The sequence below is a fragment of the Nocardia acididurans genome (genome assembly GCF_016741815.1).
Taxonomy (GTDB): domain Bacteria; phylum Actinomycetota; class Actinomycetes; order Mycobacteriales; family Mycobacteriaceae; genus Nocardia; species Nocardia acididurans.
In genome coordinates this window covers 482,724-502,467 of record NZ_JAERRJ010000003.1, presented here as the reverse complement: position 1 = coordinate 502,467, position 19,744 = coordinate 482,724, and the positions used below count along the sequence as shown (strand labels likewise).

The 19,744-nt window shown below is 64.8% G+C and carries 21 protein-coding genes and 1 riboswitch; of the genes, 10 read left to right on the top strand and 11 right to left on the bottom strand.

All coding sequences use genetic code 11. The annotated features are described in order from the left end of the window. Positions 1-128: 128 nt before the first annotated feature. From JK358_RS10280 to JK358_RS10265, 4 genes are all read right to left on the bottom strand, one after another. Positions 129-347 (bottom strand): hypothetical protein, encoded by a 219-nt coding sequence (locus JK358_RS10280; RefSeq protein ID WP_201946010.1) that lies wholly within the window; start codon positions 345-347, stop codon positions 129-131. A 312-nt stretch (positions 348-659) separates the two neighbouring features. Then, positions 660-1,007 carry a hypothetical protein gene (locus JK358_RS10275; protein ID WP_201946009.1) on the bottom strand — a complete coding sequence of 116 codons (348 nt, stop codon included), beginning with the start codon at positions 1,005-1,007 and terminating at the stop codon, positions 660-662. Continuing rightward, the gene (locus tag JK358_RS10270) at positions 1,004-1,261 is read right to left on the bottom strand and encodes a MarR family transcriptional regulator (protein ID WP_201946008.1); all 258 of its coding nucleotides are present in this window, start codon (positions 1,259-1,261) and stop codon (positions 1,004-1,006) included. The genes JK358_RS10275 and JK358_RS10270 overlap by 4 nt, the downstream gene beginning before the upstream one ends. Positions 1,262-1,264: 3 nt before the next feature. Further along, positions 1,265-1,441 carry a hypothetical protein gene (locus JK358_RS10265; protein WP_201946007.1) on the bottom strand — a complete coding sequence of 59 codons (177 nt, stop codon included), beginning with the start codon at positions 1,439-1,441 and terminating at the stop codon, positions 1,265-1,267. Positions 1,442-1,625: 184 nt separating this feature from the next. Between JK358_RS10265 and JK358_RS10260 the strand changes: the two genes are divergently transcribed. Further along, positions 1,626-2,852 carry a helix-turn-helix domain-containing protein gene (locus tag JK358_RS10260; protein ID WP_307817436.1) on the top strand — a complete coding sequence of 409 codons (1,227 nt, stop codon included), beginning with the start codon at positions 1,626-1,628 and terminating at the stop codon, positions 2,850-2,852. A 158-nt stretch (positions 2,853-3,010) separates the two neighbouring features. Here JK358_RS10260 and JK358_RS10255 read toward each other — a convergent pair whose 3' ends face one another. The 6 genes from JK358_RS10255 to JK358_RS39100 all read right to left on the bottom strand — a co-directional run bounded on the left by JK358_RS10255 (position 3,011) and on the right by JK358_RS39100 (position 9,451). Continuing rightward, complete coding sequence (locus JK358_RS10255; RefSeq protein WP_232851034.1) at positions 3,011-4,243, bottom strand: hypothetical protein; 1,233 nt, start codon at positions 4,241-4,243, stop codon at positions 3,011-3,013. Positions 4,244-4,453: 210 nt separating this feature from the next. Beyond that, on the bottom strand, positions 4,454-5,875 hold the full coding sequence (locus JK358_RS40615) for a zinc-ribbon domain-containing protein (RefSeq protein WP_372440656.1): 1,422 nt from the start codon (positions 5,873-5,875) through the stop codon (positions 4,454-4,456). A 139-nt stretch (positions 5,876-6,014) separates the two neighbouring features. Next, positions 6,015-7,013, bottom strand: a complete 999-nt coding sequence (locus JK358_RS10245; RefSeq protein ID WP_201946003.1) for a putative endonuclease domain-containing protein — start codon at positions 7,011-7,013, stop codon at positions 6,015-6,017. A 360-nt stretch (positions 7,014-7,373) separates the two neighbouring features. Beyond that, the gene (locus tag JK358_RS10240; protein WP_232851033.1) at positions 7,374-8,522 is read right to left on the bottom strand and encodes a replication-relaxation family protein; all 1,149 of its coding nucleotides are present in this window, start codon (positions 8,520-8,522) and stop codon (positions 7,374-7,376) included. Between the two features lie 275 nt (positions 8,523-8,797). Beyond that, a complete protein-coding gene (locus tag JK358_RS39105; protein WP_232851032.1) occupies positions 8,798-9,082 on the bottom strand; it encodes a helix-turn-helix domain-containing protein in 285 nt (94 codons plus the stop codon). Between the two features lie 129 nt (positions 9,083-9,211). Further along, positions 9,212-9,451 (bottom strand): type II toxin-antitoxin system RelE/ParE family toxin, encoded by a 240-nt coding sequence (locus JK358_RS39100; RefSeq protein ID WP_307817435.1) that lies wholly within the window; start codon positions 9,449-9,451, stop codon positions 9,212-9,214. A 319-nt stretch (positions 9,452-9,770) separates the two neighbouring features. Here JK358_RS39100 and JK358_RS10230 point away from each other — a divergent pair, with 319 nt between their 5' ends. The 8 genes from JK358_RS10230 (at position 9,771) to JK358_RS10195 (ending at position 17,768) form a co-directional block, all read left to right on the top strand. Then, the gene (locus JK358_RS10230; RefSeq protein WP_201946000.1) at positions 9,771-10,346 is read left to right on the top strand and encodes an ADP-ribosyltransferase; all 576 of its coding nucleotides are present in this window, start codon (positions 9,771-9,773) and stop codon (positions 10,344-10,346) included. After that, positions 10,346-10,489, top strand: a complete 144-nt coding sequence (locus JK358_RS10225; RefSeq protein ID WP_201945998.1) for a hypothetical protein — start codon at positions 10,346-10,348, stop codon at positions 10,487-10,489. Before JK358_RS10230 ends, JK358_RS10225 begins: the two co-directional genes overlap by 1 nt. Positions 10,490-10,689: 200 nt before the next feature. Next, on the top strand, positions 10,690-10,920 hold the full coding sequence (locus tag JK358_RS10220; protein WP_201945996.1) for a ribbon-helix-helix protein, CopG family: 231 nt from the start codon (positions 10,690-10,692) through the stop codon (positions 10,918-10,920). Further along, positions 10,917-11,360, top strand: coding sequence for a type II toxin-antitoxin system VapC family toxin (locus tag JK358_RS10215; protein ID WP_201945994.1), 444 nt, complete (start codon positions 10,917-10,919; stop codon positions 11,358-11,360). The genes JK358_RS10220 and JK358_RS10215 overlap by 4 nt, the downstream gene beginning before the upstream one ends. A 160-nt stretch (positions 11,361-11,520) precedes the next feature. Then, positions 11,521-12,789: an acyltransferase family protein gene (locus tag JK358_RS10210; protein ID WP_201945991.1), complete on the top strand. Its 1,269-nt coding sequence runs from the start codon at positions 11,521-11,523 to the stop codon at positions 12,787-12,789. Further along, positions 12,764-12,953, top strand: a riboswitch (cobalamin riboswitch). (Overlaps the previous gene by 26 nt.) An 18-nt stretch (positions 12,954-12,971) precedes the next feature. Beyond that, positions 12,972-14,567 carry an ABC transporter substrate-binding protein gene (locus JK358_RS10205; protein ID WP_201945989.1) on the top strand — a complete coding sequence of 532 codons (1,596 nt, stop codon included), beginning with the start codon at positions 12,972-12,974 and terminating at the stop codon, positions 14,565-14,567. Positions 14,568-14,571: 4 nt separating this feature from the next. Beyond that, positions 14,572-15,546, top strand: coding sequence for an ABC transporter permease (locus JK358_RS10200; protein ID WP_307817434.1), 975 nt, complete (start codon positions 14,572-14,574; stop codon positions 15,544-15,546). Next, positions 15,543-17,768, top strand: coding sequence for an ABC transporter ATP-binding protein/permease (locus JK358_RS10195; RefSeq protein WP_201945986.1), 2,226 nt, complete (start codon positions 15,543-15,545; stop codon positions 17,766-17,768). The genes JK358_RS10200 and JK358_RS10195 overlap by 4 nt, the downstream gene beginning before the upstream one ends. Positions 17,769-17,773: 5 nt before the next feature. Here JK358_RS10195 and JK358_RS40305 read toward each other — a convergent pair whose 3' ends face one another. Further along, positions 17,774-18,349 carry a TetR/AcrR family transcriptional regulator gene (locus JK358_RS40305; protein WP_201945985.1) on the bottom strand — a complete coding sequence of 192 codons (576 nt, stop codon included), beginning with the start codon at positions 18,347-18,349 and terminating at the stop codon, positions 17,774-17,776. Between the two features lie 68 nt (positions 18,350-18,417). Here JK358_RS40305 and JK358_RS10185 point away from each other — a divergent pair, with 68 nt between their 5' ends. Beyond that, entirely contained in the window at positions 18,418-19,737 is a 1,320-nt protein-coding gene (locus tag JK358_RS10185) for a family 1 glycosylhydrolase (RefSeq protein WP_201945984.1), read from the top strand. Positions 19,738-19,744: the final 7 nt, after the last annotated feature.

Here is a 19,744-nt window from a genome sequence, read left to right as displayed (position 1 = left end):
GATATCTGAAACAACCTGTGACGGCACGGAATTCGGGTGTGGGATTCGGTTCGGTATGTCGCCGGTCCTATTGTCCCTCGATCGGTTTTCGAATGTATTGGTGTGGCGGCTATTTCGGTCGGGGCGTTTCATGCGGCATTCCGTTCGCCGTTGTCGGTGTGGTGACGGTGGATCCATGCGGTGAGGAGGTCGGCGAGGAGGGTGACGGCATGGTCGTGTTGGGTGGCGGTGAGGGGTTCGGTGTCGATTCGGTCGATGTGCCAGCGTTGGTGGGCGCGGTCACGAGCAGGTGGCTTGGCGGGTTCTGTACCGGTCGGGGCGTGTTTTCCGGGTTCGGGACGTTCCATCGGGGCTCCTGTGGGATGTTCGGCGTTTGGAGTGGCGTCACCCTGTACTGGCAGGAGAACCCGCGTTTATCCGCGTATGAGACCGGAATTGATGCAATTCCGTGTTCCGTGGTCAAAGTTCGGCATCAATCACGGGATCCGCTGGGTTCTGGCATATAGGGTGTCGCGCCTGTTAACTGCCGAGAAGGGGCCCGATTTCGACTTTTCAGTGCGAAACGGTTCAGTAACGATCGGTCGCCGCAGGAGAGCGTCCCAGGGGCGATTGTCTTGTCCCTGGGGCGCTTTGGATGCGGTCACGGCGGTGGGTGACGCCTATCGCCAGTTGACTAGCCCGGTCTGGTCCTGGCCGTCGTTACTGGCGGTGGTGTATTTGGTTTCGGTGTCTGTGCAGATCACGTCGGTGATCTTGACGAGTGCTGCGATGTCGTCGGGTTCGAAATGGTCTGCGCTCGGTGCGATCACGCCGTTGGCGTGCTCGCTGTAGGCGAGGTTCATCAGGCGGTTGATCACCGCGCCCCCGGGTCGGTCCGGGTCGCCGTAGTACACGAGGATCACCGACCACCCGCGCTCCGCGGCAAGCGCGTGGATCCGCGCCTCGTCTTCACCCCATCTGTCGCCGGACACGGCCGGTCGTAGGAATCCGATCACGTAGTTGCTCATGGTCGGATCCCTGCGTAGTCGCGGTACACCGGTCGGGTGATCGCAAGACGTCCACGGTCGGTGCAGCGCCACTGTGCTGGACCTTGCAGGGTGCTCATCGCGAGCCCGGTGCGCGACAGTCGCAGCAGCGCCCGATGGACCGAGGTCTCCGGCAGTAGGGTCGCGCGGCAGAGTTGCCGCACGGTCAGCGCGTGTGGCGGGTCGAGGTTCGACAGTGCGCCAAGGACTTTCGCCTCGGGTTCGGTGAACGCCATCGCTCACCACCCCCTGCTGATCGGTACATATGGGCGTGGTGGTTCGGCTGCCAGGCGCGCTTGAATGTCGGCCACGGTCAACGGCTTCGGCCGCTGCGTGCGTTCGACGTCCGGCAGCGCGTGAGCAGCGAGGAAAACCAGCACTAGCGCGATGATGGTGGCGACAACGATGATTTCCATGTCGGGTGTTCTCCATGTCCCTGGAACGGTGTTGGAGTGCACCCGACGCCGGGGACTGGTGATCGAACCGACGTCGGGGCAATGTGGAACGTATGCCCGGCTGACGCCGTGAACGGGTACGAACGTACCCCCAATGCCGTTACGCTGGCGATTGTCGTGACACCACGACCAGGAGGTGGTCCCCGTGAGCGGTTCCGAAGCTCCCTCGCAGATCGGTCAGCGCGTTCGGCTGTACCGAGAACGCGCGGGAATGGCGCGACCCGTACTGGCCGCGCAGATCGGCCGGTCTGGCGAATGGTTGAAAGCCTTGGAGAACGGCAGAATTCAACGCACGCCGAGTCTTGAGTTGCTGCTGCGCATCGCCCGCGTCCTGGACTTGGACGACCTCGCCACGCTCACCGGAGACGATCACGCGGTCCCGGTGACGGTGTTCGCGGGTGAGCGTCACGCCGCCCTCTCTGATGTACAGGCTGCGCTAACCGACTATCGCCTCACTCCCAGCGATCGGCTGGTGAGTGTCGAGCATCTCGATGAGAGGCTGCGCAAGGCGTGGCGGATCCGTCATTCCAGTCCTGATCATCGTTCGCAACTGGGTGCGTTGCTGCCGGGCCTGATCCGCGACGCCCAGACTGCCGCGCGTACTGCCGACGATCGCCGCGCCGCGCGCCGGACTCTGGCAGGGGTCTATCAGCTGGCCGATTTCTATGTCGCCTATCAGCCCGCGCCCGAGCTGGTGTGGATGGTGGCCGACCGTGCGGTGAACGAGGGCTACGAGGCCGACGACCCGTACGTGATCGCGTGCGGTGCCTGGGCGATGGTGCAAGCCTTGCGTGATTCCGGGCGGTGGGAGGAATCGATCGCGCTGGCCCGCAACGCGATCGACCAGATTGCGCCGTACCTCGACCGTGCCGATACCCCCGATGATTGGCACGGCATCGCCGGAGCGCTGGAGTTCGAGATTGCCTATGTCCATGGCCGGCGTGGCCGCTCCGGCGACGCCTGGCGCGGCCTCGAACAGGCCGACCGCATCGCCCAACAGCTCGGCCCGACCTATCGGCACATCCAGACCAGCTTCTCCCAACCGGTGATGGCCGCGCACGCGACAACTCTCGGCGTGGAACTGCGCCAGCCCGGAGAGGCGCTGCGGGCGGCCCGCGCCATCGACGCCGACAACATCGTGTCCGTGCCCCGTCGGGGTCGCCACCTCATCGAGGTCGCCCGCGCGTATATGCAACGCGACGAGGACACCGCAGCACTGACGATGCTGGTGAAGTCGGAACAGACCGCACCAGAGACGATCCGATACAACGGGTTCGCCCGCGATATGCTGCGTGACCTGCTGAAGAAACCGCCGACTGGCATGCGCTCCGATGTACGCGATTTGAGTCAACGGGTGGGCATCCGAGCCTAAGTAATGGGATCCGTAAAGCACACAGCGATCTGTCGCGCAGCGGCTAAATCGACAGGCGCAACCAACTTCTCGGCGAATTCTATCGGTGGCATCCCGCGTGAGGTGGCCTCGACCGGGACCGACACCGACACCGACACCGAGATCGTGGACCACGCAGACTACATCTGGGTAGCTGGCCTTGACTTTCCCGCGATGAGGAACGGAAGCAGCGCGAGGTGAATCTCTCGGGTCGTGTCTCCGTTGGCATGGAACACAAAGTCGTACCGGTCCTCGGCGGCCGTGCTTCCTCGCCGCTTGTAGTTCGAATGCAACTCGACCTGTGCCACTGCCTTCGCAGTGATCGTTGAGACGTCTGAGTCACGAATGAAAAGAAGGAGGGCGGCTTTGGTGTCGCGCCAGACGAGGTAACTGAGCAGTTGGTCAAGCGCGTCGGTGACGGTCTTCGGTCCCTTCCAAATCTTGCATTCCCCAATGAAGATATTGCGGTCCTCGACACGGATGAGGATGTCAGTCTTACCGCTGCCGTTGAACACCTCGCCAGCGGCCTTGCCTTCGAACTGGGCATTCAGGCTAACGAGAAGCAGGTCCCGAATTTGTTCCTCGCCCAGGTGATGGGTTGTCGAGGGACTTCGCTCCAAGGCGTTCCGCATGTTTTGAAGGACGGCCAGTGCGTTCTCGTAGTCAGCTTGCCCCAGTGCTGGTTCGGGAGTGAAGCGCGCTGCCGCTGACAGGGTTGGTTTGCGGGGCGTGACGGTGCGGCGCTGGAAGGGGATCCGAAAGGTGCTAGCGTCGTCGCGGGGCTTGATCGGAAAGCCGATGTTCGCGTGCAGGTCCCGATCGGCTAAAAGCTTCGCTCGCCGATCGCGGACGAGTCGTGGAACGTCAGTCTCAATTTGACGCTGATGTGCCTCGATGTCGGATCGACTCCACGTGAGTTGTTGCTCGATCCTGTCGAGTTGACCATCGAAGTTCGCCTTGATGGCCGCAGCATCCTGGCCGTTCGGAAATGCATAGATCCGCAACTGGCCGTCTCGGACCTCAGCCTCAGGTTGACTGGTCGAAAACGTCGACGCTTGCAGAGTGAACACCTCCCGGTTCCCGTCGAAGGGGACCACCAGGTCGAACCGGGTGACGCGGCGCGTGAAGGGCTGACCGAAGTCATAGAACTGGTGATCGACCTCATGTGGATCTAGCATGTACGCACTATTGCGGTCGAGCGCAGGACAGACGATGGTTGCGACATCGATCAAGTGATCGATGACGTCGGCTTCAGGGAGTGCCAGCAATTCGTCTGCATCCCATCCGAGAAGTTCTGAGCTCGCGCTCCGCCCCAGCATTTCGAGTTTGTCTCGGAGCCTGCCGTTTGAGAACAACCACAGTGGCGTCATCATGGTCCAATCCTGACGTATGGGTCCGACAACTAGTGGATCGTCTCCGGGAGAGGGGGCGCTACATGCGACATCAGACCTCGGCCGGTCGCAGAAGCCCAGGTCGCCTGGGATCTCGATGTCCTGGTCGCTGTCCCGCGCAGCGTCCGATCTCGACGTGAGTCTGATGACTGCAGCGCAGGAAAGGACCTACGGCTCAGATTGAAGAATTTCTCAGAACGACGGTGGTATTTGGGTTTGACTTTCTATCCATACGGCGATCGAGGCCGCGATCTCAGCAAGTGTGTTCGATGCTTGTCTGCGAATCTGCAGCAGACGCGGACTATCTAGCACTAGGTCGGGCAGGTCGCCCTCTCTCACCCTTACAATGTGATATCCGGCTCGGAGTAAGGCCAAGGTTTTCTCGGTATCTTTGTCAATTTTGTTGCGATGCCAGTATGCACCGTCGTACTCGATCAGAGCATTTATACCATTGGCGTGAACGCGGATATCGACTCGTGAGCGACTGAATGCTCCCCATCGAACGGGTAGGCGCGCATCGTGTTCGACCTCGTCAAATATGTTCTCCAGAGCAGCGAGTAGTTCCTTTTCCGGTCCAGAGGCCGAGCATTTGGGACATCCGGTTCTCGGATGGACCGATCGTGTTCGGACCACTGCACGCCATTCGTGCCCAGAGCTGCATTTCCACCATGCATGCGCCTGTGTCGCGTAGTACACACCAGAGGCTTCTGTCTTGTTCAGGCTTGGATGCCACTGGGCTGCTACAGCTGGCGCGTAAGTTGCCAAATCATTTATGCCACCTACTACTTGAGTTCCGTGGCACACACCGCAGCCGATCCCTCCGAGTGCACGACTGTGGATTGTGGCTTGGAACGTGTGGCCACAGAAACCCAGCCAGGACACCTTCAACTCGGATCCGGCGGTCATCTGGTCGAGAGCGAGCGGAATGTTGAGGTGCGGGTGCCACTCTGCGGCGATAGCTGGATGAGTGGTGGCAAGGTTATTCACTCCTGGTAGCACTTGATGACCAGCGCAGACAGCGCACCCATTCCCGCGGCGGCGCTGGTCGACGGTAGCGGTGTACGGATGTCCGCACTCACCGAGCCACCAGATGCGGCGCCCCGTGCCGGCAGTCACGTCAGAAGCAGTGAGATCGCCATTGAAATCGGGATGCCATTCGGCAGCGAGGACAGGATTCAGCGTCGCGAGATCATTGTGCCCCTTCAGAACTGTTTGCCCTGCGCACACGGCGCAACCTCTGCCGCTTACCGTACGCTTCGAGATCGAATTCTCGTATTCGTGGCCTCGACTGCAGCGCCACCACACTCTCTTGTCCGAGCCCGGCGACACCTCATTTGGTGTTAGTTCGTTCCGGCTGGGATGCCAATCTTTAGCTATCTCAGGATAATTGGTCGCTAAGTCGTTGACACCGGGCTGCACTCGCTTGCCTGCGCATACCGCGCAGCCACGGCCAGAGGTTCGATGCGCTGGGGTGGCTGGCCATTCGTGAATCTGCCCGTCATTGGCCCTGTGGAACCACCAAACCTTCGAGCTAGATCCGGTGCCCAGTGTCTCAAGATCGAGCGTGTTGTATCGCGGGTGGTACTGAGCCGCGATATCAGGGTGAGTGTCCACCAAGTACGAACGAGGTCGCCGGCCAACACGTTTCTTTGGGTTCAAGTCTCTGCTTCTATCCGAGCTGCTATCACCTACCAGGATTGAACTCTAGTCGCAGACTGCAGCAGGGGGGCAGTGGACGGCCAACTCTCGCCGTTCAACTCATGCGATGTTGCAGTTCGTCGAAAAAGGAAGCTATCAATGTTCGCGCCGATTGCTTGTTCACGAAGTCGGCTCCTCCGAAACGGTAGATTTCATATCCGGCGAGTCGAAGACGCCTGTCCTCGGTCATCATCGCAGCGTAGCGAGTAGGGTCGGCTATTCCTTTGCCGTCGGCGTAATGGTGCTGGCCGTCGAGTTCGAGGACCACTCTATGCCGGTTGCTGAACAGCATCAGAAAGTCCATTCGCTGGCGAGCTAAAGGGCCATTCAGGATGCCTCGGGATCGAAGAGTGTACGGGTCGTAATGAAGGTAGACCTGCGGAATTAGCGCCGGAATTTTGAATCCGTGCTCCTTGTAGCGCCCCCCATAGACATCAAAGATCAACTGCTCAGCCTCGTTTTCGTTGAGGCTGTCCATCAGACGCCTGTACAGAGACACGCCCACATCGCGATCGTCACCACTCGCACCTTTGTGTTTTCGCCACCAGTCGATGAGATGCTGGAACGTGAGACCAGTCGCGGGGATGGGTTCGTCATAAACTAGGCAATATTCGGCGTTTTTAACGATCTCTATATCGTTGTTGACTGCATCGCGAAGCACGATCTCAGGTTTGGGACCATTCGCAGCGAAAATTAGGTTCTTAGCCGGGGTGTCGACACCACCCCTCCTGGCATACTCGGCGAGAAGCTCCGGCACCTCGTTGCCGACGGTTCCGTAGTCGTCAACTATCCGGCGGGCCAAGTCAATCAGCTCGGACAGCGGCCAATCGTCGGTGTAATAGCGGATGAGGTCGCGCTTGGAACCTATCTTCGAAGGCGGATCCACACGTACCCATGGCAGCTTGAGCTCGTCGGCCAACACCACCTCAAGAGCTTCTCGCGTGTGCCGCATCAGCTCGAACTCGATAGCCGCGCGAACCGTCCGAACGGAGACCGTCACCTTCCTGGGGGCGGTGGACTGAAGAACATCATGAAGAAACGGCCATTCGGTCACGCCATCATTGTCTCCGATGAGCTGCGCTCCCCGCCTGTCGGAGTCTCGTCGGTGTCCTGAAATGTCCTGGGAGACAGAAGAACAACTGACTTGCTTAGGTGTGTAACGTGGATGGGAATCTACTCTCCGCGTCCGCGTGCAGAAACGGCCGCTGACACTGCTTAGATCCTGCTGCATGGCACTCTCACCATCGGGCCGCCGGACCCGAGTCGATTCTACGGTCACCTATGTTCAGCAATCGGTCTCGATGACGATCTGCTCCGAGGGATCCGAAATCGCGTTCAGGTGTGTCACGCCAGCCCTCGCTCGGTTCGAGTCGAGAACGGCGCGAACATGCCGGCCGTTGGCTTCGAAGGCGGCTTAGTTGTAGGGCTGGCCGGTTTCGGTGTGGTGGGTGAGGCGTGGACCGCGTTCGGGCAAGTCGGCCAGGCAGAGTCGTTGGATGAGGGTATCGCTGTGGGGAGTCCATAGCGCCCAGACCGGGCCTGCGGGGCCGTCGGGATGCGAGTGATCGCGGGCCGTGGTGGCGATCGCGATGTCGGGGTGATGACCGGATACCGCCCGGTGCAGCACTGCCCGTAACGCTGTCTCGCGGCGGGAGGAGTGTACTGAGAACAGCAGGATGCCGAGTTCGTCGGTGGGGAAGCGTTGGTAGGCGGCGAGTTTGCCGGTGAGGGTGGTCAATGATTCTGTGCCTGTGTCGTATTCGAGGAAGAACCGCACCGCGCGGTCGCGCTGCTCCCAGCAGCCGTACCCATCGGGGCGCAACCCGACGGTTTCCCCGGAATACAGGTCCAGACGGAAGCAGTCGGCGCACTGGCGCTCCGACCACCATTGGGTCAACCCGGCCACCGGATCCGTATAGGCGGTGTCGTGGTGGTGGCGGGCGGGGTTACGGTGGGCGGCCGGGGCGCAGAAGAAGTCGTTGACCCCGAGGCGGTGGGCGAGGGTGGGTGAGCACGCCAGTCGTTCGAGCACCAGTGCGTGCGCGCCCGGGGCGGGTGGTTTCTCGGCGCGTTGGGCAGCGATCAGGCGTGCGCCGAGATAGCCGAGGGCGTGGCGGGTTTGGCTGGTGCCGCCGCCGTAGAGCGATTCGCGGAAGGCGAAGAGCATGCCCATCTCACGCAGTTTCCGCAGCCGGTCTTGTGCGCGGCGGGTCGAGGTGAATTCCAGGGCGGCGATCTGGTCGGTGGTGAGCACCTTGTGTTCGGCCAGGACCGAGAGCAGGCGTCGGTCGCGGTCGAGCAGACGGAACCACGGACTCGCGTCTGGGTGCCCGCCACGGTGAACGGCGTGCCCACCCCGCCGCCGGGGGTGGGAGTGTGTATGAGTATTGATATTGAGTCTGGATTTCGGCCCACAGGCCGGATCAGGATGCCGAGCGGCGCGGACGCGGTAGCCGTGTTCGGCGTTTGGGGTGGCGGCTATAGGACGCCAAGCATCCGCCGATCCATCCGCGTGACTAAACGCCGCCGCACCCGCAGTCGTGCTGTCGTCGTGGCCGGTCATCGGGCATCACCGCCCGCGACCGGGCGGGTACCTACGGCCCGGATGATCACGTCCGGCCCGTCTACCAGCACCGCTCGGTTCGTATGCTGGTCCGTCAGGTCCACTTCACGGCGAAGCCGCCGGTCATCGACCGGCGGCTTCGCCGCATTTGCGACAGTGTGCGAACCGCTTGTGGTGGTCCCGTTCAAACTCACCACCTGCCTCGTGCTTAGCCGTGCTGTCGAGACGATCGTGTCGGGACCTGACCTTCCGCGCCTGATGTCACGTTGTCGTAGTCACGCGGCCAGGGATACCGACAGTTCGGCATCGAGGGCGGCGGCAACTCGTTCGAGGGTCGTCAGTGTCGGTACTACGTCACCGGCTTCGAGGCGGCTGATCGCGTGTGGTTTCATGCCGGTTCGCCGGGCTAGCTCGGTCTGTGTCCAGCCTCGCGCTTCCCGGGCTGCGCGTACCTGGCGGCCCAGTTCGTGTGCCAGTGCGTATGCCTTCATGGCTGCCTGGTATTCGGGGGTGGCACGCTTGGCAGCCAGGGTGGTGTCGAAGTCTTTCTGCGCGTTCATGATTCGGTGTCTCCCATCGGGGCGAACGTGAGGTGGGCCGGGTCGGTGTGGTTGGTTTCGCAGACTTTGCGGGCCGTTTCGCGCGGTCTATCTGGGCTGTCTCGCGCTGGCGGGTTTTGTGGAACACGGTCAGCAGCACTGCTTTTCGGCCACCGGGAACCAGTATGTGATGCGCGTGGCCCGGTTACGGCTGAGTGTGAACCGGAGTTCGCGTACACCGTCCCCGAGATATCGGCAATAGGGTTCGGATAGTTCGGGGCCGTGGGTGGCAAGCAGGCCGGCGGCGAAGTCGGCGCGGGCAAGGTCGGTAGGCGACAATCCGGCGAGGAACTCGCGTACCTCTGGCTCGATCTCGATCGCATACAACACCTAGCCTGACTATCACATCAATGTGATAGTTCAGTTCGAGGTTCGCCTCGACTCCAGACGGCCCTGATCGCGATCTCCGGCCCGTCGACCAGCACCGCCCGGTTCGTATGCTGGTCCGTCAGCTCCACTCATGAAACTGGGCTCAGCGGAAACGCTGGGCCCGGTTTCGTTGCGTTGAAAGGGCTTTCGGCCAGTCCGTGGATACCGCGTGTGCTGGGATCCGATCGCTCGCGATCACGTTGTGCGAGCTCGCGTCGTGTCGGGCGGAGTTTGTTGGATCTCCACGTGTGCAGTCGGCGTGTGGCCAGGATTCCAGGATGTGACGGATGAGGGCGACGAGTACGGCTTCGACGAGATCCCGCTGGCGGAGACGGCCCTGGCGGGGCAGCGGGCCGACCGGCTCACCGACAGCGAAGCCGATGTCATTCACTCGTATACCTACAACTCGCACGACGCCATCAACAAGGCGCTGTGGGGCGAGATCGCGATGACACCGGCAATTGAGCGCCGCATTCGCCTGATCAGATCGGGACTGGCGAAATATCCGCTCGAACGCGCGGTTCGCGTCACCAGGGAAGTCGAGGCTTCGGAGTACGGCATCGTCGATGCGGATTCGGCGTATGCGCTGATCGACGAAGACATCATTCACCACGGCTTTCTGTCGACCTCGGGATCGGCCATTCCGCCGCATTCATACACACGCGTCGACCCGGCGATCTTGGATCTGGTTGTGCAGGCGGGCGTACCGGCTCTTCGCCTCGGCGACCTCGCTGAGGAACCAGCAGAGAAGGAAGTCCTGGTGATCGACGCGCGGATCCTGTTCGTCGTTGTTGTCGTGTGGGACGACACGCGTAATATGTGGCGCATCAAAGCAATCGTGCGAGGAGGCGAGTGATGAGTGCGTTGACGCAGGGATCCAGCCGCGTCACCCGGGTGAAGCTCACGCCGGAGCAGATCGCTGAGCGCCGTCGCGAAGCCGAGAAGATTCTCGGTCGCAAACTCCCGCCGCGCCCCTCTGCCGCCAAAGCCGCCAAGTAGGCGGGTTCGGCCAGCCGCTATCGCGACCTGGCACCTACCACCCGGATCATGATGTCCGGCCCGTCGACCAGTACCGCCCGGTTTGTATGCTGGTCCGTCAGGTCCACTCCACGACGGAGCCGCAGGTCATCGACCTGTGGCTCTTTTGTTTTCCGGCAAGGCACGAACCCGGGAGATGCCCTACGTAGTACCCTACGTTCATGAAGGCCAAAACGAGCGTGTACCTGGATCCAGAGCAGGCTGCCCGTCTCAAGAAGGCGGCCGAAGCGGCAGGACGATCGGAAGCCGATTTGATCCGTGAGGGGATCGAACTGGTGTTGTTGCGAGCGCACCGGGTCCACCGCACCCGGCCCTGGCCGTCGTTCGATTCCGGCGATCCTGGGTTTGCCGCCAACAGTGAGGACTTGCTCGGCGAGGCATACGGCGGGTGAGCTTCTTCATCGCCGACACCTCGGCCATCATCGCCGCCTACGACCGTGCCGCGGAACTGCACGAGCGGGCGCGCGAATTTCTCTCCACGTCTGTTGCGGTTGTCTCGCCACTGGTGCTGGACGAGGTCGATCATCTGCTCGTGGCGCGGTTCGGAAAGGACCGCCGCACAGCCGATCTCGTCCTCGACGACCTGCTCACCTCTGCGGAGGAAGGTGCGGTGCTCGTGCCGCAGGTGGACCGTGATGACCTCCGAGTCGCCCAGAAGATCATCGAGCAGTATCGCGGCCTGCGCCTCGACCTGGCCGACGCGGTCACGGTCGTACTCGCCGAGCGCTACGTCACCAATGACATCTTGACGTTGGATGAGAAGGATTTTCGCGCCGTGCGGCCCCTGACGCTCGCTCATCCGTCGTTCCGGCTCTTGCTCCAGGGCGACTGAACCACTGACAACCGAGGTCGGGTACCCACCGCCCTGACCATCGGCCGCCGGCCGAGTTCCCGTGTTGCCGCGGTTAGGGCGATCTGTTACAAATCTCAGCTGTGCACCGCCTGAGCTTTTGTGCGTTGAATGGTTTCGAGCACATCGGCGGTGTCTGGTCGTGACTGTCGATGGCGCTGTGTCGGTTTCGGCTGCGCCGGTCGAGCGGGTCGTTCGCGGCCGGGGTGGCCGCTACGAATTTCTGGATGCGCTGCGTGGCCTGGCGGCGCTGGCGGTTGTGCTCCAGCATTCGGCCGAACGGCTCTTTCCCGCGTATTTCCGGTTCTCGCAGGCGCATTTCGGGCTCGGGGAGTTCGGGGTCTTCGTTTTCTTCCTTGTCAGCGGGTTCATCATTCCCGCTTCGCTGGAACGCGGGCGATCGCTGGGCGCGTTCTGGGTGGGCCGGTTCTTCCGGCTGTTCCCATTGTTCTGGGCCTGCCTGATCGCGGCGATGATTCTGCACTCGTTCAATCGGTACGAGGTGCCGGCGGGCTATATGGACCAGCCCGTTCTCAACTTCCTCGCGAACCTCACCATGGTGCAGTTCTTTCTCGGCGGCTGGGATATTCAGATAATCGGGGCGTCCTGGTCGCTGTCCTACGAGCTGGTCTTCTACCTGTTCCTGTCGCTGCTGCTGATCGCCCGCCGCAATCGCGCCTCGGTGCCCCTGGCGGTGCTGGCGATCCTGCTGATCGCTCCCGGCGCGGCACTGCCGCCCGCGCTGCTCACCGGTTCCCAGGCCGATGTCGTGACGCGTTCGATCGTCGTCGTCGCGACGATTCTGGTCGCGGTGCTCTTCGCCCGGCTGGCGGGGGACCGGCGCGCCGCGCTCGCGGCGATTCTGCTGGCTTTCCTCGCCGTCCCCCTGGTGCTCAATCAGCCTGGCCCGTCGGTCCTGACCGTCGGCTATTTCGCCACGATGTTCGTCGGCACGGTGCTCTATCGCATGACTTCGGGGGAGATCTCGGCGAAGCGGGGCTGGGCGGTGTTCGCTTTCGCCGTGGGCGTGATCTTCGGTATCAGCCTGCTCGCACCGCCTTCGGTGGATCCGATCACCGGCGTCTCGGTCCACTGGCTCAAGCAGCCCACGACCATCATCGCGGCCTTCGTGCTGTTCGCCCTCGCGCTGCTGCTGCGCGGCCGCTCCTTCCCCCGGCCGCTGCTGTTCCTGGGGCGAATCAGCTACTCCCTCTATCTGATTCACGCCCTCATCCTCGACGGCCCGCGCTGGACCACCTCCGTCGCGGGAATTCCCGCCCCGTGGCTGACCCTGTGCACGTGGGTGGCCGCGGCGATCCTGATCGCGGCCCTCACCTACCGCACGATCGAGAAGCCGTTCCACAACCTCGGCCACCGCATGATTGCCAGGATCGACGCGCGGCAGCGGTAGGGTCTCTAACCGGCGTAGGGAACACCGGTGTGAATCCGGGGCTGTCCCGCAACTGTCACCGAGGAGCGATCCGCCGATTCATGGCCACGACCTGCCCAGGTTGGAAGGCCGGTGGGGAGCGTTGATCCGGGAGCCAGGATACCTGCGCCCGCGGTACAGGGATCACACCCACGAGGATGGCTATGGACAACTCCACATCGGCACGGCCCGGCATCGGGCGCCGGAAACTACTGCTCGGCGGCGCCGGGGCGCTGGGCCTTGCCGCCCTGGGCGGCACCGGGTTGCTCACGGGCTGCGGGACCGACAGCGGTCCGGCAGGCGCGGATGGCCCGCCGCAACCCGGGGGACGGTTGCGCTCGGTGATCGCCGGGCGGTCCGCGAGCGCGGACGTGCTCGATCCGCACCAGGCCGGCAGTTCCGCGGGCGGCGCGGTGTCGAAGAATGTGTGGGACAAGCTGGTCGCCTACAACAACGATCTGACGCTGCGCTACCGGCTCGCGGAATCGTTGCAGCCCAACGCCGATGGCAGCGAGTGGCGGATCACCCTGCGTCCGGGCGTGGTGTTCGCCGACGGTACGCCGCTGACGTCCAGGGATGTGCTGTGGAGTTTCGAGCGGATGCTCGACCCGGCCAAGAAATCCTCCGGCGACCTGTCCGCGGTCGATATGTCACGCACCCGGGCGGACGGCGATCTGGCCGTGGTGGTGCGGATGAAAACACCGCTGGCGGACTTCGGTTCGGTGCTCGCGGGCTGGTACTGCTACATCGTCAAGGACGGTACGGGCACGATCGACGGCTCGGTGCTTCCGGTGGGCACCGGCCCGTTCGCGCTGGCGCACTGGTCGCCCGGCGACCGAACCCTGTTGCGGCGCAACGACCGGTACTGGGACGGCCGGCCGCTGCTGGACGAGGTCGAGATCATCCAGATCGCCGAGACCGAAGCCCGGGTGAACGCCTTCCTGTCCGGCGAAGCCGATGTGGTGCACGAGATCTCGTATCTGCAGGCGCGCACGCTGTCCGATGACGCGGAGGTCCGGGTGGTGGTGCCGCCGGCCGGGCTGATGGGGGCGTTCCAGATGCGGGTCGACACAGCGCCTTTCGACGACGTGCGGGTACGGCAGGCCATGCGTTTGGCGGTGGATCGCCAGGCCATGGTCGACTCGGTGTACTACGGCTATGCCGAGCTGGGCAATGACGCGTACGGCAAGGGTGCGCCGTTCTACAACGACACGCTGCCGCAGCGCGCCTACGATCCGCAGCGCGCCCGGGAGCTGTTGCGCGCGGCGGGCCGGGAGAACCTGAGGGTGACGCTGCCCACCGCCGACGGCATGCCGGGCATGCTCGAGTCCGCGACGCTGTTCGCCGAGCACGCGAAGGCCGCCGGCATCACCATCGAGCTGGAGTCGGTGCCCGCCGACACCTATTTCTCACAGATCAGCGGTAAGGCGGCGCTCAGCCATATCGGCTGGTGGAACTACAGTCTCGACTACTTCTACGGCCAGACCATGACCAGTGCCTCACCGAGCAACGGCACCGGATGGCGGCGGCCGGAATGGGACGCCAAGTTCGCGCAGGCCCGCGCCGCCATGGATCCGCAGCGCCGCCGCACGCTGTATCACGAACTGCAGCGCGAACTCTGGGATGAGGGCGGTTACATCCTGCACAGCTTCGCCAAGCGTCCCGACGCGGCGAAGACCTATGTGGGCGGCGTCCGCAACGGGGTGCCCGGTACCGACGACTGGGCCAATTACGCGACCACCTGGCTGGCCGCGCGGTAGCACCGTGATCGGCTATATCGTGCGGCGGATCGGTGGCGGGATCGCGGTTCTCGTCGCCGTCGCGCTGATGGTTTTCGTGCTGTTCGAGTCGCTGGATTCGGATGCGGCCACGGTGATGCTGTCGCGGACCGGCGGCGGCGACCCGACCCCGGAGCAGTTGGCGGCGCTGCGCGCCGAATTGGGACTGGACCGTCCCGCGCCGATTCGGTTCGCGGAGTGGATGTTCGGGTTCCTGCACGGCGATTTCGGGGATTCGCTGCTCTCGGGCCGCCCGGTGGGCGAGGTGCTGCTGGGCCGGGCGGGCAACAGCGTCACCCTGGCCGCGATCACGGCGGCGCTGTTGATTCCGGTGGCGCTGGTGCTGGGTCTGGTGGCCGGCGCCCGCGCGGGCTCCCGCACCGATCGAGTGATCAGTACGGTCGCGCTGGCCGCGGAATCGGTGCCGTCGTTCGTCTTCGGCGTGCTGCTGGTGGCGACGGTCGCGCTGTCGTTGCGGTTGCTGCCCGCGGTTTCGCTGCTGCCGACCGGGGCCGGTCCGTGGAGCCGGCCGGAGATCCTGGTGCTGCCGGTGGCCTGCCTGGTGATCGGGCTGGCCCCGCATCCGGTGCGGATGGTGCGGGCGCAGACCGCGGAGGTCATCTCCAGCGCCTACATCCGGACGGCCCGGCTCAACGGGGTCGGCGGTGTGCGGCTCCTGGTGCGCCATATCGCCCCGAACGCGGTGTCGGCATCGATCCATCCGCTGGCGGGTTCGGTGGTCGGGCTGATCGGCGGGGTGGCCGTCGTGGAGACGCTGTTCAGCTATCCGGGTCTGTCGCAGGAGTTGTTGCGCGCCATCGAGGCTCGTGATTTTCCGTTCGTCCAGTCGGCCGCGGTGCTGATGGCGGCCGTGGGGATCGGGGTCTATCTCGTCGCGGATCTGCTCGCCATGCTGGTGAGCCCGGCTACTCGGCTTCTTTTCACGAAGGGCCGGATATGAGGGGCCGCAACAGGATTCGATCGGTCTGGCTGGTCGCGGTAGTGGCCGTGCTGCTGCTCGTGGCGCTGGGCCCGCTGCTCGCGCCGTATTCGCCGACCGCGCCGGTCGCACCGCCGTTCCGAGCGCCGTCGGCGCGGCATCTGCTCGGCACCGATGTGGTTGGGCGGGATGTGCTGTCGCGGATCCTGCACGGCGGTGTGCCGCTGCTGTCGCTCGCGGGGCTGGCGCTGGTGGTCGCGTACGGGCTGGGGCTCGGCCTGGGGCTGATCGCGGGGCTGCGCCGGGGGCTGGACGGCTGGATCATGCGACCGGTGGACGCCATTGTCGTGGTGCCCTGGTTCCTGCTGCTCGCGGTGATCGCCACCGCCCTGGGCGCGGGGCCCGCCGCGATCGTGGTGACCGTCGCGCTGGCGTCGGTGCCGTGGATCATCCGTATTGTGCGCACGTGCGTGCTCGAGCTGGCGTCGACGGGTTATGTGGAATCGGCTCGGGCCCGGGGTGAGCCGCTGTGGCGGCTGGCGCTGGTGGAGGTGCTGCCCAACCTCCGATCGGTCGTGCTCGCGGATGCCGGGGTGCGGATGTCGGCGGCCATTTCGATGGTGGCGGTGAGCGGTTTCCTCGGCCTCGGCCTGCGGCCGCCTTCGCCGGACTGGGCGCTGATGATCACCGAGAATCGGCCCGGCTTCGGGGTGCAGCCCTGGTCGGTGCTGGCTCCGGCGCTGCTGATCATGGTGCTCGTCGTCTCGGTCAATATGGTCACCGACCGGGCTCTGCGGTCCGAGCGCCCGGCCGCCGTGTCGAGTCCGCGCCGGGCGGGCGGAGCGCCGGGCGTGACCGTCGAATCGCTCACGGTGCGCGACGCACGCGGAACCGTTGTGCTCGAGGATGTTTCGATGCGGTTGCCGCCGGGCGCGGCCGTCGCCCTGGCGGGTCCGTCCGGTGCGGGCAAGACCACGTTCGCGCTGGCGCTGCTCGACGCCCTGCCGCCCGGATGGAGTGCGGAGGGCAGCGTCGAGATCGGTGCGGTCGAGGGCCGTCGCACGGTCGGCTACGTTCCGCAGGATCCCGCGACCGGACTCAATCCCGCGCTGCGGATCGGTGTCGCCATTCGCGAAATCGCACGCCTGCGAGGCGGTTCCGCCGACAGCGACGTGGTCGCCGCCGCGCTGCGCCGGGTCGATCTGCCCGGCGGCCGCGATTTCCAGCGGCGCTATCCGCACGAACTGTCCGGCGGCCAGCAGCAGCGGGTGCTGCTGGCGATGGCCCTGCTCGGTGAGCCGGCCCTGGTGGTGCTCGATGAGCCGACCACCGGGCTGGACGCGCGGACCCGCGATCGGCTGATGGATACGCTGCGCGCGATTCGACGTGACACCGCGACCGCGCTGCTGGTGATCACCCATGATCTGGAGACCGTCGCGCCGATCGTCGATCAGGTGCTGGAGCTGGATCGCGGCCGGATGGTCTCCGGTCGCCGAGAGAGGGTCGAAGTCGCTGTGCCGCAGCGTATTCCATTCGATACCGGCACAGCGCCGCCGGTGCTGCGGGTGCGCGGTCTCACCGTCGGGCACGGTCGGGCCGAGCCGGTGGTCGCGGATCTCTCCTTCACGCTGCGCCCGGGTGAGTGCCTGGCTGTCACCGGTCGTTCCGGTATCGGAAAGACCACGGTGGCAAGGGCTTTGGCGGGTCTGCACCTGCCCGATCAGGGATCGGTGGAACTCGACGGCACGCCGCTGCATCCGCGCGTGGACCGCAGACCGCTGGATCAGCGCCGGGCCGTGCAGTTGGTGTTCCAGAACCCGGCGACCTCACTCAATCCGTCCTATCGCATCGCTACCCAGATCGGCCGCCCGATGCGGTTGTTGCACGGGCTGGATCGCGCCGCGACCGCGGAGCGGACCGGGAACCTGCTCGCGGGAGTCGGATTGGACGCCGGCCTGTCGAGACGGCGGCCGGAGCAGTTGTCGGGCGGTCAGCAGCAGCGGGCCGCCATCGCGCGGGCGCTCGCCGCCGGACCCCGGGTGCTGATCTGTGACGAGATCACCTCCTCGCTCGATCCGCGCAGCCGGGACACGGTGCTCGACCTGCTCGACGAGCTGCGGCGAAAGGGGCTGGCGCTCATAGTGATCAGTCATCAGGAGGTGGTGCTCGACCGGCTGGCCGATCGGGTGCTGACCTTGGACCCGGATCCGGCGCGCGGTCCGTGCCGTCCGGTCGTCGAATAGGCCGGTCAGGGTTCGGCGGTGAAGCGGTCCCAGGCGAGTCGCAGGTGCGCGGCCATATCGATGGTGGGGTCGATGAGCCAGCGCGATTGCAGGCCGTCGGTGAGGGCGAGGAAGACCGTGGCCATCTGCCCGGGGTCGACATGGGCGGGCAGATCGCCGGACCGCTGCATGTCGCGCAGCAGTTCGGCGAATGCCGCGCCGCTGGTGCGGTAGTGCTCGTGCATGTATTCGTGGGCGGGGTGGCGGGGGTCGGCGGCCGCGGCCTGCATATGGGTGAAGAGTTCGACCAGCCCCGGGACTTCGATATTGCGGCGGACGATCTCGAGGAGGCTTTCGGGGCGCGAGTATTCGGCCGCCATCGCGGCGGCGTCGACTTCGTCGCGCTTGCGCAGCACGGCGACGAAGAGTTCTTCCTTGGAGCCGAAGTAGTGCAGTAGACCGCTCTGACTCAGTCCCACCGCTTCGGCGAGTTCGGCGACCGAGGTCGAGAGGAATCCGCGCTCGGCAATGGTCCGCAGGGCGGCCTCGAGAATCTGCTCCCGCCGTTCGATGCCTTTGCCGTAAGGTCCGCGCTTTGCCACCGATCGAGTGTATGCGCTGTTGAGCGGGCTTCTTGCGCGCGAAAACCGAGCAATGTACGGTTTTCGGCATGGTCTTCCGCCGTCGCACGTTCGCCGTGGTCGTTCTGGCCGTGTCCGCCGCCCTCACTCCGGTGGCGGCCCCGGCCCTCGCGAGTCCGGAGCCGCCCGCGCGGCTCGCGCCGCTGGGGGAGGACTTCCTGTGGGGTGTGGCGGCGTCCGGCTTCCAGTCCGAAGGTCATGCGCCCGACAGCAATTGGTCGCGGTACGCGGCGGGCGGCAAGGTCGAGGATCCGTACCGGGACTCGATCGACTTCTTCAGCCGGTACCGGTCCGATATCCAGTTGGCGAAACAGCTGGGCGTGCGGGTCTACCGCATCGGCATCGAGTGGGCGCGGGTGCAGCCGCAGCCGGGCGTATGGGACGAGGACGGCCTGCGGTTCTACGACGATGTCGTCGCGACGATCCGGGCCGCCGGGATGCGGCCCATGCTGACCATCGACCACTGGGTGCATCCCGGCTGGGTGGCCGATCGCGGCGGCTGGGACAACCCCGGCGTGGTCGCGGACTGGCTGGCCAACGCCCGCGTCGTGGTCGACCGCTTCGCCGCCGCCGATCCGCTGTGGGTGACCTTCAACGAGCCCATCGCCAATGTCGCGATGGAGATCGGCCTGGGCGGCCGCCCCGTCACCGCGATGCGCGCCATCCAGGACCGAATGGCCCAGGCGCACAACGGCATCTACGACTACATCCATGCCCGGCAGCCCGGCGCGATGGTCACCAGCAATGTCGCCTATGTCCCCGCCGGCGAGGAGGCGGTGAACGGTTACTTCGTCGACAGCATCGCCGCCAAGCTCGACTACATGGGCATCGACTACTACTACGGCCTGAGCCCCGATACCCTCGGCTCCCAGGCCGCGCTGAAGGACATGTGGACCAGGCCCCTGCAGCCGGAGGGCATCTACTATGCCCTGCAACACTATTCGCGAAAGTTCCCCGGCAAGCCCCTCTACATCGTGGAGAACGGCATGCCCACCGAGAACGGCGCACCCCGCGCCGACGGCTACACCCGGGCCGACAATCTCCGCGACAACATCTACTGGATCCAGCGTGCCAAGGCCGACGGCATGAACGTCATCGGCTACAACTACTGGAGCCTCACCGACAACTACGAATGGGGTTCCTACACACCCCGTTTCGGCCTCTACACGGTAGATGTCCTGACCGACCCCACCCTCACCCGCAAGCCCACCGACGCCGTACCCGCGTACACCGAGATCACCCGGGCGGGCGGCGTCCCCGCCGACTACCGCCCCACCCGCGACCCGCAGCCGTGCTCCCTGGTCGACGCCGTCGCCAGCTGCACCGATCCGGTGACCGTGCCGCGCTGATCGCGGG